13 protein-coding genes are annotated in these 17,385 nt (G+C 43.6%); 6 read left to right on the top strand and 7 right to left on the bottom strand.

Features of this window, described 5'->3' with window-relative positions; genetic code table 11:
* Positions 1-14: 14 nt before the first annotated feature.
* Positions 15-2,267, bottom strand: coding sequence for an anion permease (locus ABZD21_RS08690; RefSeq protein WP_372774436.1), 2,253 nt, complete (start codon positions 2,265-2,267; stop codon positions 15-17).
* Positions 2,268-2,556: 289 nt separating this feature from the next.
* Here ABZD21_RS08690 and ABZD21_RS08685 point away from each other — a divergent pair, with 289 nt between their 5' ends.
* Both ABZD21_RS08685 and ABZD21_RS08680 read left to right on the top strand, forming a co-directional pair.
* Positions 2,557-3,591 carry a sensor histidine kinase gene (locus tag ABZD21_RS08685; RefSeq protein ID WP_372774434.1) on the top strand — a complete coding sequence of 345 codons (1,035 nt, stop codon included), beginning with the start codon at positions 2,557-2,559 and terminating at the stop codon, positions 3,589-3,591.
* Positions 3,592-3,685: 94 nt separating this feature from the next.
* Complete coding sequence (locus ABZD21_RS08680; RefSeq protein WP_372774432.1) at positions 3,686-4,390, top strand: response regulator transcription factor; 705 nt, start codon at positions 3,686-3,688, stop codon at positions 4,388-4,390.
* Between the two features lie 103 nt (positions 4,391-4,493).
* On the opposite strand, the gene ABZD21_RS08675 is transcribed toward ABZD21_RS08680, so the two are convergent.
* From ABZD21_RS08675 to asnS, 4 genes are all read right to left on the bottom strand, one after another.
* Positions 4,494-5,099: a phosphatase PAP2 family protein gene (locus ABZD21_RS08675; protein WP_372774431.1), complete on the bottom strand. Its 606-nt coding sequence runs from the start codon at positions 5,097-5,099 to the stop codon at positions 4,494-4,496.
* A 20-nt stretch (positions 5,100-5,119) separates the two neighbouring features.
* Positions 5,120-6,574, bottom strand: coding sequence for an RNA polymerase factor sigma-54 (gene rpoN / locus ABZD21_RS08670; protein ID WP_372774429.1), 1,455 nt, complete (start codon positions 6,572-6,574; stop codon positions 5,120-5,122).
* 210 nt (positions 6,575-6,784) lie between these two features.
* Positions 6,785-8,209, bottom strand: coding sequence for a DUF5723 family protein (locus ABZD21_RS08665; RefSeq protein ID WP_372774428.1), 1,425 nt, complete (start codon positions 8,207-8,209; stop codon positions 6,785-6,787).
* Between the two features lie 231 nt (positions 8,210-8,440).
* The gene (gene asnS / locus ABZD21_RS08660; RefSeq protein WP_372774426.1) at positions 8,441-9,877 is read right to left on the bottom strand and encodes an asparagine--tRNA ligase; all 1,437 of its coding nucleotides are present in this window, start codon (positions 9,875-9,877) and stop codon (positions 8,441-8,443) included.
* A 662-nt stretch (positions 9,878-10,539) separates the two neighbouring features.
* Here asnS and cyoA point away from each other — a divergent pair.
* The 4 genes from cyoA to cyoD are packed head-to-tail and all read left to right on the top strand — an operon-like array spanning position 10,540 to position 14,544.
* Positions 10,540-11,490: a ubiquinol oxidase subunit II gene (gene cyoA, locus ABZD21_RS08655; protein ID WP_372774424.1), complete on the top strand. Its 951-nt coding sequence runs from the start codon at positions 10,540-10,542 to the stop codon at positions 11,488-11,490.
* 33 nt (positions 11,491-11,523) lie between these two features.
* Entirely contained in the window at positions 11,524-13,572 is a 2,049-nt protein-coding gene (gene cyoB, locus ABZD21_RS08650) for a cytochrome o ubiquinol oxidase subunit I (RefSeq protein ID WP_372774422.1), read from the top strand.
* Positions 13,553-14,167 (top strand): cytochrome o ubiquinol oxidase subunit III, encoded by a 615-nt coding sequence (gene cyoC / locus ABZD21_RS08645; protein WP_372774421.1) that lies wholly within the window; start codon positions 13,553-13,555, stop codon positions 14,165-14,167. The genes cyoB and cyoC overlap by 20 nt, the downstream gene beginning before the upstream one ends.
* A gap of 44 nt (positions 14,168-14,211) precedes the next feature.
* Complete coding sequence (gene cyoD, locus ABZD21_RS08640; RefSeq protein WP_372774420.1) at positions 14,212-14,544, top strand: cytochrome o ubiquinol oxidase subunit IV; 333 nt, start codon at positions 14,212-14,214, stop codon at positions 14,542-14,544.
* Positions 14,545-14,629: 85 nt separating this feature from the next.
* On the opposite strand, the gene ABZD21_RS08635 is transcribed toward cyoD, so the two are convergent.
* Both ABZD21_RS08635 and ABZD21_RS08630 read right to left on the bottom strand, forming a co-directional pair.
* A complete protein-coding gene (locus tag ABZD21_RS08635) occupies positions 14,630-15,844 on the bottom strand; it encodes a Bcr/CflA family multidrug efflux MFS transporter (RefSeq protein ID WP_372774419.1) in 1,215 nt (404 codons plus the stop codon).
* A 225-nt stretch (positions 15,845-16,069) separates the two neighbouring features.
* Complete coding sequence (locus ABZD21_RS08630; RefSeq protein WP_372774418.1) at positions 16,070-17,320, bottom strand: Nramp family divalent metal transporter; 1,251 nt, start codon at positions 17,318-17,320, stop codon at positions 16,070-16,072.
* Positions 17,321-17,385: the final 65 nt, after the last annotated feature.

The raw sequence follows: 17,385 nt of genomic DNA, 5'->3' as shown, positions 1-17,385 counted from the left end.
TAAACTTCGAAAGCTTATTTTTTTGCATTGGAGAAGAAATCTCGTTGTGCTTTTATCAAGTTGATATAGTGCATAAGCAAGTTCTTCGTTTCAGAAACAATGTTGAAGAATAACACGGAATTTCGGGTGTTGACTTCTTTGTTCTTGATTCGCTTGATTTGAGCTTTCTCTAGTTCGGCCAGTTTAATGATCAAATCGTCGCGCTGCTTAATAATATTCGGAAGTTCATCGAATTGGTCCTCTTTTACAACCTGAAGTGTTAAATTCACAAAATTGGTCGTATCAGCAAGGAAATCACTCAATTCTTTTATTTGAGTCTCCGTAAATGGCTTATGGTTGTTCTGAAGATGCTCGTGTAGCGGATCCACCAGGTAGGTTACCGAGTGTGATACTTCTCGCATGTAATCAACAAGTTGTACGTAGAAGTGACCCAAGTCGAGAGAGTCGCTTTGTTGTAGCTTTTCGACAACATCAGACACCTTGTTTTTCATCTTTTTGGTTTTCTTGTCGAAACTGGACTTCATTTCAACAGCATCGCGAAGGCTTCCCCGATTTTCACTCAAGAAGTTTTCAATGGCAATCGAATAAATTTGATTAATTGTCAAAACAGCATTGATGACTTGCTTTTTTGTTTTGTCGATCACCTTGTCGGTTGCATCGGTTTCTACAATACTTTCTTCGTCTTCATTTTCCCGATTAGCAGTTCGCTTTCGAAGTACCGTGTGTGTCCGGATTACGGTGAACGCTGCCAGGCCAATGAAGAGGAAGATCATGAAGTTACCGCTCACCGAAATAATCAAGGCAATAACGCAGGCAACGGTGAAAGCAACCAAAGCGGTAAGGAACCAACCACCAACCACTGCAAATACTCCGGAAATACGATAGACAGCACTTTCGCGGCCCCAGGCACGGTCAGAAAGTGATGTGCCCATGGCGACCATAAAGGTAACGTAAGTGGTTGAAAGAGGTAGTTTCAATGATGTTCCGATAGAGATTAGGATACCGGAAACAATCAGGTTGATTGCTGCCCGGATTTTATCGAATGCCGCTTTTTCTTCTTTAGAAACAATTGGCTCATTTTTTGGGTGCTCGAAACGAGAATCAATAAAACGATTGACGCTATTGGGAAGTACTTTGCGTATATTGTTGTTGATTTGGATTGTTTTGCGAACCAAAACACGCGACAATAAAGACGAGCCGAAGCGTTCATTTCCTTCTCCCTGCCGAGATAAATCAACCGTTGTAGCTACAACATTTCGTGCTTTTTTGGATGTGATTAAGGTGACGATCATCACGAAACCTGAAACCAGCAACATGTACGAAGGGGTGGCCACTTTACCTTTCAACATCTCCATGGAGAACGAATCTGCCGGAACACCGCCGCCGGCGATCCAGGCTTTAAACGATTGAAAACCTGCCAGTGGAACACCGATGAAGTTCACCAGGTCGTTTCCGGCAAAAGCCATTGCTAAACCAAACGTACCGACCAGAACGATGATTTTAGGTATATCAATCTTAAAAATCCAAAATAGTAGTTGTAAGACGATGGTCCAACCTAAGAAGCTTACCAGAAGAATGTTAGACATGTTGTTGGTCATGTATTCCAGCATTTCGTCAGAGATGAAGGTCGCTCCTTTTGATCCTTTAATGATCATGAAATAGGTCATGGCAGCAATGGAGAGACCTCCGAAAATTGCTCCGTAATATTTTAGGGTGCGGTGTTGGCGGAATGAAAAAACCAGGCGGGCAATATACTGAATGATTGCTCCGACAAGGAATGCGACAATTACCGAAATCAAAATCCCGGAGATGATCGCCAATGCCTTTTCACTGTTGATGTATTCGGACAGTTGTCCGATACTTTCGCCGGCCCTTTGAACTTTCACAACCGCAACGGCAACAGCTGCTCCCAACAACTCGAATACAATTGAAACGGTTGTTGATGTGGGTAATCCGAAGGTGTTAAACATGTCCAGAAGAATCACATCGGTAATCATTACCGCCATAAAAATGATCATGATCTCTGAGAACATAAACATGTCAGGATGAAAGATTCCTTTTCGGGCAACTTCCATCATTCCACTCGAAAACACCGAACCGGCTAGAACACCTAAACTGGCAACGCCAAAAATAAGCCACTTTGGAGCTGCTTTCGAACCAATTGCAGAGTTTAGGAAGTTTACTGCATCGTTACTCACTCCAACCACCAAATCAGAAATGGCTAATGCAAATAACACTACCACCAGGATGAGATAAAAATTTTCCATTTTAGAATTTTCGTTATAGTCGCGGGCAAAAATAACCTCTACACCCGCAGCAGGGAGAAATAAAAAATTAAATAACCATTAACAAACCATTAAGAAATAGTCAAGTTCGAAGTAAGTGATTTTTATTCTAATTTTTAATACAATAGCGTATTTCTGCGAAATGTTTGAGGGCAACCTGCTTATGGTTTGGGTAAGATGATTTGTTGAATCTACTTAATTTGAAATTTCGGTCTTTTTGTTTAGCTTGAGCCCTTTTGTAAAATTAATATTACTGAAAATTTTGTGTGGTATGAAAACGTATCCAATTCGGCTATTGGCCTTCTATTTAGTGGTAATCATTGCGGTGTTGTGTTTTGTTGAAGGAGTTATTTTGGTTGGGGTTTCGCTACCTGTTTGGTTAAGCTTGTTGCTGGTTCTTTTGATGCTGGGAGGAGTTTATTTTTGGATTGTTTATTTGCTAACCCACTATATCAATCATAAAATCGAACCGATTTATAAGGTTATCCGCGAAATTCCAATTCATGGTTCAACTGTAAAACAGCCCCCTCACCATACCAACGAAATAGCCGATGTTCATAAAGAGGTTGAACAATGGGCAAAAAATCAAACGCAGGAGATTACCCGTTTGAAAGATCTTGAGCGTTATCGAAAGGAGTTTGTTGGCAATGTGTCGCACGAACTAAAGACTCCCATTTTCAATATTCAGGGATATATTTTGACTTTGTTGGAAGGTGGGCTGGATGATCCGAAGATCAATAAACTCTACCTCCGAAGAACAGAAAAGAGCATCGATCGAATGATCTCTATCGTCGAGGATCTTGAGTCAATTACCCGATTGGAGTCGGGTATTCTACGACTGAGACTGGAGAGTTTCGACATCGGCAAAATGGTGGAGGAAGTGTTCGATATGGAACAGATGATGGCGTACGAGCGCGAAATCCAATTCATTTTCGATCGCCCGGATAAGGACATCCTCGTGCGAGCCGATAAGAAGCGAATGATGGAGGTTCTCTCCAACCTAGTCGCCAACGGAATTAAGTACGGTAAGCGAAATGGTTTTGTGAAAATTACATTCTACGACCTGAAGGATCACTTAATGATCGAAGTGATGGACAATGGGATTGGAATTGATAAAAATGATCTGCCGCGTATTTTCGAACGTTTTTATCGGGTGGATAAATCCCGATCGCGTGAACAAGGTGGCACAGGTTTGGGTTTATCCATTGTGAAACATATTATTGAAGCACATAAACAAACGATCAATGTTAAATCAGAAGTAGACGAAGGAACAACTTTTACTTTCACACTTGAAAAAGCCAAATGATTTTGGTACTTTTCGTGCAGCTGATTCAGATAAAAAGCGAATTGGATTTTTGTTCTGATCACAATACATTCGTCCTTGATAACACAAACCTGATATGAGTGAAGAAAATTACACAATCCTACTGGTAGACGATGAAGTCGATATTTTGGAGTTCATTAGTTATAATCTTGAAAAAGAAGGTTTTAAAGTCTATACTGCTCAAAATGGTTTAGAAGCCATAAAAATTGCAGAGAAGAAAGTTCCCAACCTGATTATTTTGGATGTGATGATGCCTGAAATGGACGGTATCGCTGCTTGTGAAGAGTTGCGCAAAATCCCGGCTTTACAGTCGTGTATTATTGCCTTCTTAACTGCCCGCGGTGAGGATTATTCGCAAATAGCAGGTTTCGAGGCTGGGGCAGACGATTATATCACTAAGCCAATCCGACCGAAAGTATTGGTCAGTCGGGTGAAAGCTTTGCTGAAACGCACCGGTAGTGGTGGTTCTGCAACTGTTGCTGCGGTTGAAAACAGCAATACCGTAGCCATCGGAGATTTGGTCATCGATAAAGAGCGCTATCTGATTAAAATGAACGGCGAGGAAATGGTACTACCCAGAAAGGAATTTGAATTGTTGTCGCTTTTGGTTTCGAAGCCCGGAAAAGTATTCACTCGCGAAGAGATATACTACTCTGTTTGGGGAGACAATGTTGTTGTTGGTGATCGTACAATCGATGTTCACATCCGGAAGCTACGCGAAAAGATCGGCAACGACCACATAAAAACCTTGAAAGGTATTGGTTATAAATTTGTTGAATAAGACAATAGAAAGATATTAAAAGCATGACCTCATCAGTCGTGCTTTTTTTTGCTTTAGAAAACGCCATTCACAGTTTGGTGCTGAACGTGTGACGCGGCTTTAATCAGATAAAATTGATGAACAGGTAGTTGACGGCAAAACCTGTAAAAAAGCCGGCATAGATCTGCATGGGGGTGTGCTTCTCGAGTATTAGCCTGGAACTGCCGATTAAGCCCGCAACCAAGATCAAAGCGACCAAGAGGGTTGAGCCATTAAAATTTAATCGAAAGGAAAGCGCCATAAATGCACCAACCAATCCTCCGATTCCGGCTAAATGAGCGCTGATTTTCCATTTGAATGAAACCAGTAATAAAATGGCGATCGTCAGAGCGCTTGAGATCAGTACAACCCGGTAGATGGGGTAAATCGGCATTCGGCCCAGATAATAATAGGCGATGCAATAGAAGATGGTCGTCGTCAACATCGGTAAAATCCGATCCGAACTTTTATTCAAATCCAGTTTTAATCGCGAATTAATAACCATTAAACCAATACTGATTAGCGGAAGAACAAACGTGAAGGCAAACACTGTGAGCAGGATAAACTGTTTGGCTTCAAACGAAATAAGGGCGAAATAAAACCCCGTGTTCATTAGCAGCAGAAATCCAAAAGTAGGCATGAGTAGGGGATGGAAAATATAGGAAACTGCTTTCGCTAGTCTTTCTTGCATGGGGGGCATTTTTTAATTGGTTAAAGTTCTTTTCGCATCCGAGCTACCGGAATGCCCAGTTGTTCGCGATATTTGGCAACCGTTCGGCGAGCAATCGGATATGATTTTTCTTTTAGGATTTGGGCCAGTCGGTCGTCAGTCAGTGGTTTCCGTTTGTCTTCGGCCGATATGCAGTCTTCCAAAATCTTCTTAATTTCCCGGGTTGAAACTTCTTCGCCGGTGTCCTTCTGCATTCCTTCAGAGAAGAAATATTTTAAGGCAAAAATACCAAAGTTGGTTTGAATATACTTGCTGTTCGAAACGCGCGAAATAGTCGAGATATCCAATCCTGTGCGATCAGCTATGTCCTTTAAAATCATCGGCTTTAGCTTTGTTTCGTCGCCGTCCTGGAAGTATTCTTTCTGGAAATCGATAATCTCCGACATCGTTACCAACAGGGTTTGATGGCGCTGACGGATGGCGTCGATAAACCATTTGGCCGAGTCGAGTTTCTGTTTCACAAACAACATTGCGTCTTTCTGATCGCGCGAAATATTTTTACGGTTTTCGCTGTACCCTTTCAGCATTTCCATATAATGGGCATTCATTCGCAGATCGGGGACATTTCGCTGATTGAGCGACAGTTGTAGTTCGCCATCATGATTCTCTAGGATGAAATCGGGAACAATAACCTGGTTCGATTTGCTGAGCGGATTGCTGTACGAACCTCCCGGCTTTGGATTGAGCTTCAGAATCTCCGCGATAGCATCTTTCAATTCGTTTTCCGAAATTTCATACTTCCGAAGGATTTTATCGTAGTGCTTTTTGGTGAACTCTTCGAAGTTATCAGAAATTATTTTTTCAGCCAGCATCGTCGACGGATTGGCCTTTCTACGTTGAATCTGGAGCAATAGGCACTCGCGCAAATCGCGTGCTCCAACACCTGCCGGATCAAATTCCTGGATGATCTCCAATAGTTCCTCCAATTCCTGTTCGCTGACATTCATATTCATGTTGAAAGCCAGATCGTCGCTGATCGACAACAAATCGCGACGCAGGTAACCGTCGTCGTCAATGTTGCCAATAACATATTCAGCCAGTTTCCGCTTTTCGTCATCTAAATCGGTTAGACCAAGTTGCTCGTGCATCGACTCGTGAAAGCTGGTTCCTGCTGAATATGGAATGTCCATTTGTTTATCGTCCTTGGAGTAATTGTTTGCCGAGAGCTTGTAATCCGGAATATCATCCTCGTCCATGTAATCTTCCAGCGAAAACTCTTCGTTATCCTTATCGGTTGAGTTCTCGTCATCTCTCATATCGCCTTCTTCATCGGGCGTGTCGTTTTGCATCTCCAATACCGGATTTTCCTCCAGCTCTTTCTTTATACGTTGTTCCAACTGCACGGTAGGAATCTCCAAAAGCTTAATCACCTGTATTTGTTGTGGTGATAGCTTTTGCAGTAATTTTTGCTGTAAACTTAGTTTTTGAGATGGCATACCGCTAATATCGTAATGAAACTAAAATCAAGTATTAATTATTCAGAAGACCGGTTGTAAAATCGGCCAATGTTGCTCAGAAGGTACAAAATCTTCTCATCCCAAAATTAAAATATTTATGCGTACAAACTACGATGACGGTTAAAAAGCCCGTGAAGTCGGCTTTTCTTTTACATTTGGAGCAAAAATAAAGCCGGTTTTAGAACCCGGTTAGTTTATGCCTTTAAACAGTAGGCCATTCGGACGTACGCGTCGTTGTTTTTTCTTGCGGAAAAATGGGAGATAATCGACCTCTTCATATTTCAGTTTTGGGCCGAACAGGTTGAAATCGATCCCAACGTTGATGCTCGTGTAGTCGGAGAATTTGGGGGCGAAAAACGAAAGGAAGTTATCGGTTCCCAAAAAGAATTGAGCTGCCCGCCACTGGTAGGTCAAACCAAGCGGGATGTTTTTGAGAGTACTGTCATAGAATCCGATTCCACCAATTAGGGTCAGATTCTCCGACTTTCTGTAATTTGCTAATGCGGCAAAACTGTTGTACCCCATATTTTTAATCAGAAGCGTTCGGTTTACGACGCCAATACTCCATTCGGGCGAAAACTTGTAGTTCAGTCCGGCAAGCAAGGTGGTCGGGAGCTGCGTTTGGTGTGAAGTTTTGGTATTTGAAATGGTGTACAAAGCCGCGATATCGTCGATCAGATTTACTTCACTGGTTTCTTTTATCAGCTCATTTGTATTTGGATCAAGATGCACATTTTCAATTTGGTACAGACCGTCATCGAAATTCAGCTGGTACAGATATTTTTTCCACTTTATGCTACCCAAGTCTAAAATGCTGGCTGTAAATTCAACTTGAGGGTTTATTTTGTAAGTAATCCCCAAATCGAGGCCTACCCCTGTATTCCCGGTGTTCAGGACATAGTCCGCAATGGATTTCCCGTTCATGACATTGATTTCGCTGATTGTGCCATTCTGCGAATCATCGGTTGCTGGTACGGAGAGGAAGACATCGCCGTACGATTTTGCAAAGAAATTGCCCTCTTGCTCAATCATCATTCCGGAAGCGGACGACGATAGAAATGATTTGCCAAGGTATAATTTAGCGCGAACTCCAAAGGTTAGTTTATTCTTGACGAGTTCGCTGGCATAGCCAACCGAGTATTCTCTCAGGTGAGCTGCCTCAGTCGGAAAGCTTTGTTCCTGATTCAGCGCCAGGGTTTCCGACTGGACTGTATCGGCCAGAAAGCGGGAGAACTGGCTTCCATACCGCATGAATGCATAGGCTTTTTCTTTTACGTGGAAGTTGAACGATCCGTTAGGCGTATTAATTCCGAAATTGAGGAGATCAAATTCAACATGATTGTACGACAGATCTTTTTTTATAATGCTGCGGAATACTTCCTGCGTTTTGTCGGTGTATTTATCGGTAAACGTAATTTGTACTAGCTTGTCAATGGCATCCCGGTTGTTAAAACTGATTCCGGTTCCGGATAGCGGGAATACGTTTAGGGTGAAGTCTTTTTGGTGAACGAGTGCTGCCGGATTGTAGGCTGCGGCATTATAGAAATTTTCGGTGTGGTAAAATACGATATTCGATTGAGCAACGATTTGCCGGGTGGGGCAAAATTGAAGCATTAAGAGGAGGAATGAAATTCGAACCAGGGTGAATGACATTTCTCGATTCTTGGGCTTAGGTCTTTTTTTTATTTGCATGGTGGCTATCGTTGCAAAAAGATTAACCTCCCCGGATACTGTTAGCTACAGTAAAAACGAAGAGGTTAAACAAATATAATTAAAAAAAAGCTCAATCGATTTTAAGACAAGCTATTTATCGGACATTGGCTTTTTATAAACCGGAATCGATGTCTAGAATTCGGCGTTTTTAGGTGTTCTTGGAAATGCGATCACGTCGCGGATGTTGCCCATGCCGGTTGCAAAAAGGATGAATCGTTCAAAACCCAAACCAAATCCGGCATGCGGAACGGTTCCAAAACGGCGCGTATCCAGGTACCACCACATTTCCTCAGCCGGAATTCCCATTTCTTCCATGCGGGCAACCAGTTTATCGTAATCTTCTTCGCGCTGCGATCCGCCAATGATCTCTCCAATTTGTGGGAACAACACGTCCATCGCAGCTACGGTTTTGCCATCCGGATTTTGCTTCATATAGAAGGCTTTAATATCCTTCGGGTAGTCGATCAAAATCACCGGTTTTTGGAAATGTTTCTCCACCAGATAACGTTCGTGTTCGCTCTGCAGATCCACTCCCCATTCAACCGGGAACTGGAATTTCCCTTTTTTGTATGGTTTCGAGTTCTTCAATATGTCGATCGCTTCGGTGTAAGTACAGCGGATAAAATCGTTGGCCAGAACGAATTGTAGTTTTTCAATCAGCTCCATCGAACGTTGATCAGCCGGTTTGTCTTTTTCCTCTTGTTGCAGGCGGTTGCTCAAAAATTTGAGGTCGTCCATGCAATTGTCCAAAGCGTATTTGATGAGATATTTCAGGAATTCCTCAGCCAGATCCATGTTGTCTTTCAGTTCGTAGAAAGCCATTTCCGGTTCAATCATCCAAAACTCGGCCAAGTGGCGGGTTGTGTTTGAGTTTTCGGCGCGGAAAGTGGGCCCAAACGTATAAACTTCACCCAGCGCTGTAGCTCCGAGTTCGCCTTCCAGCTGTCCGGAAACGGTTAGGTTTGTCGGTCTTCCGAAGAAATCCTGTGCATAATCAATTTCACCTTCCGGGGTCATTGGTGGATTCACCGCAGGTAGGGTCGAAACCCGGAACATTTGTCCGGCTCCCTCCGCATCCGATGCGGTAACGATTGGTGTATGCAGATAAACAAATCCTTTGCTGTTGAAATAGTTATGAATGGCAAAAGCCATGGCGTGACGAATGCGGAATACTGCGCTAAACGTTGCCGTGCGGAAACGTAAGTGTGCATTTTCGCGCAAAAACTCGAGGCTGTGTTTTTTAGGTTGAATGGGGTATTTGTCCGGATCAGCTTTTCCGTAAATAATAATTTCGGTTGCATTCAGCTCAACGTTCTGTCCGCTTCCTTGCGATTCAACCAATTCGCCTGTAATTGCAAGCGAAGCACTGGTGTTGATATCTTTCAACAGTTCTTCGCCAAAACGTTCAACTTCGGCAACAACCTGCAAATTATTAATGGTAGAACCATCGTTCAGGGCAATAAAATTCACATTCTTACTTCCACGTTTGGTTCGAACCCATCCTTTCACCAACACTTGCTGGCCAATTTGTCCGCCAGTCAATACTTCTTTAATTTTCAGTCGTTTCATACGGTACTGTCTGTTTGCAGGTTATGCTTTGATTTTTTTAATGAAAAACAAAAGTACATTTTTCTGTTGAAAAACATTAAGAGACTTTGCTTAAATGTTTGATCTGCCGCAGTCAATTAACCTGACGTAAAAACTCGAACGAATTTCCAGGAGGCTTAAGCTCGAACTAGTCCGGACGCGCGCTAAATTTTGCAGGATTTTAAGTTGAACGTAGTGGTGTGACGCTACAGAACTTTTTTCGTTTTTAGTCGGAGCGAAAGTCATTCGGAGTTGAAAAAGATTTTACGAAGCCATCGGAAGTTGTAAGCTTTTGAAAAATAGTAGGTTCTCAAAATTTGTTTTCGAGATAAGATAAAAAGATTATTAAATCGTATTTGATCGAATAACTTTTTCGGTTCAAATTTGTTGGAGTTTGCTGTTGTGCCGGAAAAAATATTGAATGACGTAAATCGAACGGACTTAAAGGTCCAAATCACAAAACCTATTGGACTAAACCAAGACTGAGGCGGCTGGCTTGCCTGAGTCGGATTCTGATTGACTGATGGATCGAAATACTGATCCGGTGGAGGATCCTTTAGTGTTTTTTGAGTGACCGATGAAATACGGAAATCCGGCAGCGACGAAGGAAATAACCGAATTCGAATATGAATAATTTCAATTTTATGAATTTGTTAGACAAGAAAAAAGGGATGAAGATTTTGAAGCCGGTAGGACTGTTTCTGGCGACAATTGCTTTGGGTGGCTGCGAAAAGATGGTCGTTCTTGAATCGAAAGGGACAGTTGGTGCCGAGCAGGCTTTTCTGATTAAGCTGGCTTTTGTGCTGATGTTGATCGTCGTTTTGCCGGTTTTTGTGATGGTGATCTGGTTTTCGATTCGCTATCGGGCATCGAATACCAAAGCAACGTACAAACCCAAGTGGACCCACTCCAATGCGATTGAAGCTGTTGTTTGGGGTGTTCCGGTAGCCATTATCGCAGTGTTGGGCTACGTAACCTGGAAAAGTACGCACGAGCTAAATCCTTACAAACCGTTGGAAGCAGATGTGGAACCTCTGAAAATAGATGTCATTTCGACGGATAGCGACTGGCTTTTTGTGTATCCCGAATTGGGGGTCGCATCGATCAATCAGTTCGTGTTTCCGGTAAATACGCCGTTGAATTTTCGCTTGACTTCGGGCTCGGTGATGACTTCGTTTTTTATTCCGGCACTAGGGAGCCAGATGTACGCGATGGCTGGCATGCAAACCAAGTTGCATTTAATGGCAACCGAAGTTGGTGTGTTTCGGGGGCAAAACATGGAGTATAGCGGGAATGGTTATGCTGGAATGCACTTTAAAGCAATTTCAACAACCGCTGACGGGTTTGAAAACTGGATGAAAGGCCTGAAGGAATCACCCGACAGCCTGAGCATCGATCGATTTAAAATGATCAACCTGATGATCAATCAAAACCATCCGGTGAGCAGCTTTTCCTTTGTCGAACCCGATCTCTTCGATAAAATTATGATGGAGAATATGCACTGGATGGGATCTCCGGAGAACCACCGAAATATGGAGGAATACGATGAGCCAGGCGGTCGTATGCACATGCACGGAAGAGGTACAATGCACTAAAAATAACACCGATAAAATTGGAGGAATAAATATATGTTTGGAAAATTAACCTTGTCGGATATACCATTTCACGATCCTATTATTATGGGTGCCATCGGTAGCTCAACAATCGGAGCAATGGTGATCCTGGGCTTATTAACTTATTACAAAAAATGGGGCTACTTGTGGTCTGAGTGGCTGACAAGTGTCGATCATAAAAAGATTGGCATCATGTATATTATTTTAGCTGGTGTTATGATGCTTCGCGGATTTGCCGACGCGGTAATGATGCGGGCGCAACAGGCCATAGCTGCCGGCGCGAATGAGGGGTATCTGACCTCTCATCACTACGATCAGATCTTTGGCGCACACGGTACGATCATGATTATTTTTGTGGCAATGCCGTTCATTGTGGGGCTAATGAATATTATTTTGCCTCTTCAGATCGGAGCCCGCGATGTAGCCTTTCCGCTGATGAACTCCGTGAGCTTTTGGCTAACCGTTGCCGGTGCCGGGTTGATGATGATTTCGTTGGGAGTAGGTGAATTTGCCAATACCGGATGGACTGGACTGGCGCCTTTGTTCGAAAAAGAATTTAATCCGGGCGTTGGTGTCGATTACTGGGTTTGGGCCTTTCAGATTGCCGGCCTTGGGACGCTTCTGGGTGGAATCAACTTTGTGGTAACCATCCTGAAAATGCGTGCTCCGGGAATGAGTCTGATGAAAATGCCACTGTTCACCTGGACTTCACTGACGGCTTGTGTGCTGATTATCTTTTCTTTTCCGGTGATTACCGGCGCGTTAACAATGCTGACGCTCGATCGTTACCTGGATATGCACTTCTTTACAAATGATATGGGTGGAAACATGATGATGTGGAACAACCTGTTTTGGATGTGGGGACACCCCGAAGTCTACATTGTCATTTTACCGGCTTTTGGTATTTTCTCCGAAATCGTTTCAACCTTCTCCAGTAAACGACTTTTTGGCTACAGCTCGCTGGTGTATGCTACGGCGGTGATCATGATTTTGTCCTTCACCGTTTGGCTTCACCACTTTTTCACAATGGGAAATACAGTGAATGTGAACGCGTTCTTCGGAATTACAACCATGTTGATTGCCATCCCTACGGGGGTGAAGGTTTACGACTGGCTGTTTACCATGTACCGGGGACGAATTCGATTTACAACACCAATGTATTGGACGCTGGGTTTCTTAACATCGTTTGTAATTGGCGGAATGACCGGAGTGCTGATGGCGATTCCCGGTGCTGACTATGTGGTTCATAATTCGGCTTTTCTGGTAGCTCACTATCATAACATGTTGATACCGGGCGCGTTGTTTGGCTACTTTGCCGGTTTTAGCTACTGGTTCCCGAAAATGTTTGGTTTCAAACTCGATGAAAAATGGGGTAAACGTGGCTTCTGGGGCTGGATGATTGGTTTCCTTGTGGCGTTTATGCCGCTGTATGTGGTCGGATTTATGGGAATGCCCCGACGGGTGGCACACTACGATAACCTGGAGTGGCAACCTTATATGATTACTGCTGCTGTTGGTACTTTAATCGTAGGCTATGGTATTGCCTGCCAGATCATTCAAATTGTGGTGAGTATTCGCAAGCGTGAAGAGCTGAAAGATACAACAGGCGATGCCTGGGAAGGTCGTACGCTGGAGTGGTCAACCGCTTCGCCTCCGCCTGATTATAACTTTGCGGTGGTGCCGGTTGTTGCCGATCTCGACGCTTTCTGGGATATGAAAGAAAAAGGAAAAGCCTTCAGGCATTATGATGTTTACACTGATATTCACATGCCTAAAAACCAACCTCACGGAGTGATAATTGGAGGGTTGACCCTGGCTTTTGGTTTTGCCATGATTTGGTATATCTGGTGGTTGGCTATTGGCAGTCTGTTCGGAATTATCGCGACCATTGTCATTGCCGGATCAAGCGATGACGACGGCTATATTATTCCGGCATCGGAAGTGAAAAAGACTGAGGATGATCGGTACCGGATGATGTTCCCTGAGAAATTTGTAGACGAAGAAGAAAACGAAAATCAACAAAACAGTAAAAAGAAAAAAGGATATGAGTACGAGCGTAATTAGTAATGATATTGGACATGCACACGAGCATGATCATGGCGACCACGCCGAGTTAAAGACCTTCGGCTTTTGGGTTTACCTGATGACCGACTTGATTCTGTTTTCGACCATCTTCGCGACTTTTGCCGTGCTGAGTCGAAATTATGCCGGCGGACCGGGTGCTGCCGATTTGTTCGAGGTTCCTTTTCTGTTTATTGAAACCATGCTTTTGCTGGTGAGCAGTGTCACCTTCGGCTTTGCAATGATTGCGATGAATAAAGGCAACAAAAAGCAAATGCTTTGGAGTATGGCTGTAACATTGGTACTGGGTTTGAGTTTTTTGGGAATGGAAATTTATGAGTTTGCTCATATGATTGGCATAGGTGCCGGTCCGGATCGCAGTGGCTTTTTGTCGGCCTTTTTTACTTTGGTAGGCTTTCACGGGTTACACGTGGCTTCGGGAGCAATTTGGCTGATCATTATGATGGTGCAAGTGGCGCAAATGGGATTTACAGCCGGTGTTAAATCGCGACTGATGCGCTTGAGTTTGTTCTGGCACTTTTTAGATATTGTGTGGGTGGGAGTTTTCTCATTCGTATACCTGCTTCAAATTCTTTAGTCGCAAAAAAAGATTGTCTGTTTTTAATTTTTAAGTTGAAAGATATGTCGTCAAATCATACACCTAACGAACAAATGGGCTCAGCCCATTCCGGTTATAGATCATACCTTGTCGGGTTCGCCTTAGCCGTCTTTTTCACACTCATCTCCTTTTCAATGGTGATTTTGGAGGCGGTTCCAAAAGGGGTTGCTGTAGTTGGTTTATCTGTTGCCGCGCTGCTGCAAATGCTTGTACATTTGCGTTACTTTTTGCATCTCGATACCTCATCGGCACAGCGATGGAACTTGGTGTTGCTGGCTTTTACAGCCCTGCTGGTCTTCATTTTTATTGGGGGAACCATGTGGGTGATGTACACGCTGAATTCGCGTATGATGTAAGTAAAACGAGAATACGAACAAGCAGAGGAAGGTCTGTTTGGGGCTCCCGCTGCTTGTTGTTTAAATGAAGTCTTCAATTTATATTTTAGTGCTTGGCTAACCGCGACCCGGTGAAAAACAGGTAGGCCAAAACCGTGCACGATCCCATAATCGTTCCGATCGGGACGATGTTTCCGGTGTGAAACAAAGCTAAAAGTGAACCAACTGCTCCACTGAAGGCAAATCGGATAACTCCAATTACGGCATTTGCCGAACCGGAAATCTCGGGGAACTGGTTCAGAATTAAAGCCACAATATTGGAGAAAATTAATCCCAAGCTTCCGATAAAGAGTACGATCATGCTGAACACGATCCATAAACTTGGTTCGGTTTGGCTAACCGCGAACCATAACACGACACCTGAAATAAGCTGAATAATCAGGCCCACATGTAAAATTTTGGCCGGCTCAATGTGTTTTACCAGCCGGTAGTTCAGAAAGGTTAGCGCTACGTTCATCGCTACGTTGGCTCCAAAGTAGAACGGGAACAAACCTACGTCGATCTTAAAATATTCGATATACAGAAACGAAGAGCCGGTTAAAAAAGTAAACATTCCGGCAACAGCAAAACTATTGGCCAGCACCAGAAAAACGGCTTTGCGCGAGCTGAATATTTTCCGGTAGGCACCAACTAGTTGTTTGCCCGTTAGCTTGCGGGTAATGTGTTGCGGATGTCTCGACTCGGGCATGATAAAGGTGAACAGAATAAATGTGAGGGCAGCAACCGACGACATGAACACGAAAATCGATTTCCACCCCAGAGCGATGAGCAAAAATGACCCAATGACAGGAGCAACCAGCGGTGCCAGCATCATAATCATTCCAATCAACGACGAAATTCGGGCCACATCTTTCCCCTCAAACCAATCGCGTACAAAGGCCATGTTTACCACCGAAGCTCCTCCTCCGCCAACAGCCTGGAAAAAACGCAACACCCAGAGTATGTGTACATCGCTGATGAATATTGCCATAAAACTACTCACTGAAAACAGGAATACACCCGATAGCGCGATTGTTTTCCGGCCAAACGAGTCAGAAAGAGGTCCGCCAAAAAACTGACCAACAGCAACCCCGATGAAATACACCGTTAGTGAAATCTCGATCATATTAATCGGCTCACCGAAAAACTTGGCCATGGTTGGCAAAGCTGGTATATAGGTATCGGTTGCAAAGGGCGAAAGCGAACTTAGTAAGGCTAACAGAAAGGTTATTTGAGCAATGAAAAAGCGGTTTTCCCGCGAAATCAGGAATTTTTTCGTCATAAAATAAACTGGTAAAGGCTGCAAATGTAACGAATATGACCAGTCTCAGTCTTAGCTAAATGTTATTTTTACATTTGCCTTTATTCATGGGCTTTTTCTCAGTTTCACATGCGAACTGAAAATAGTAACAAACCGCTAAAATGGTGCACGTTTTTTATTTTCACGGAGATGGAATATTTGATACCAATTGCGCAATTCGAGTGATGGTTCTATAGCCAACGGTTATTAAAGGGCAGTTTTCATCCACAAGAAATATCCGGCAAATGCAGTTAAAATGACAATGCCAAACCAGGAAAACAGACGAAGAAATTTACTCGGTTTAAATTCGTCGGGAACATGAGGTGAGGTCACCGCTTTCAGGTTTAAAACGGCTAAAACCGGAGCCGTAATAAACGATAGTGTTGTGGCAATGTCGACCAGTAATTTCATTTGCTCCGCAAAAAATGAGATCAGCGCCACCGCGCCTGAAATTAAAATAGCAATCCAGAGCAACTGTAGTCGCTGTTGGTTCTTTTGTCCTTCAACTTTATGGGTGAAAACTTCAAAAACGGGAGTCAGCACCCGTGGATAGGCATCCAGTACCGTCAGGGTCGTGCTGAACATGGTTGCTATGGCTGCTATGGCCAAAATTGGGTACGACCACTCGCCAATAGATCGGGTGTACAGCGAAAGCAACTGGTTCGAAAATTGTACTCCGCCATTCGCAAAGCTTTCACCCGAATGAAACATTACCAGAGCTCCCAGGCCCAAAAAAGCCAGCGAAAGCAAGGTAGTGCCAATGTATCCAATGTTGAAATCCATCAGCGACTCTTTTAGGCTTGGCCGGTAGCCACTCGCTTTTATTTTGGCCAGGGTCCAAAGCGAACTCCAAACGGAAATATCGATGGCGCTGGGCATCCATCCAACGAGCGCGATTAAAAAAGCCACATTGCCCACCGAAAATTCAAATGGAACCTGGTTGTGGGTAATCGTTTGAATATCAGTTTTTGAGAATGCTGCCACTAATGCTGTGAGGGTTGATAGCGAGAGAATAACAACGACGATTTTGATAACCCGATCGAGTGTCTTGAAATGACCGATTAAAACAATCACGCCACAAATAACCAACAGCAGAACGGTTGTTTGAATATAGCTGAGCGAAGGTTGCAAAACAGAACTAAGCAGCCCAACTGTAACCGATGTTACTGCCGCCTGAATTGTGAACATTGTGCCCACTGTTAACAGAAGAAAAAGAGCAACCACCCATTTGCCCATACGCCGGTAGCCGTCAATTAAGCTTTCGCCCGTAGCAATGGCATAACGCGAACCATACTGAAAAAAAGGGTATTTCAGGAAATTAGCAAGAATGACAACCCCAACCAATTGAAACCCGTAATCGGCACCGGCACGGGTGCTCTGTACAAGGTGCGACACGCCAATGGCTGCAGCTGCCCATATAATACCAGGGCCCAAGGCTTTCCAAAAGTTCTTTTGCATAAGTCGAATTCGATTTCGGGTGCCCGCAAAATTACTAAAAGTTATCCAACTGAAACTTTCCCTTC

The organism is Mangrovibacterium sp. (assembly GCF_041596335.1).
In the GTDB taxonomy this organism is placed as follows: Bacteria; Bacteroidota; Bacteroidia; order Bacteroidales; family Prolixibacteraceae; genus Mangrovibacterium.
This window is presented reverse-complemented; position numbering and strand designations above follow the sequence as displayed.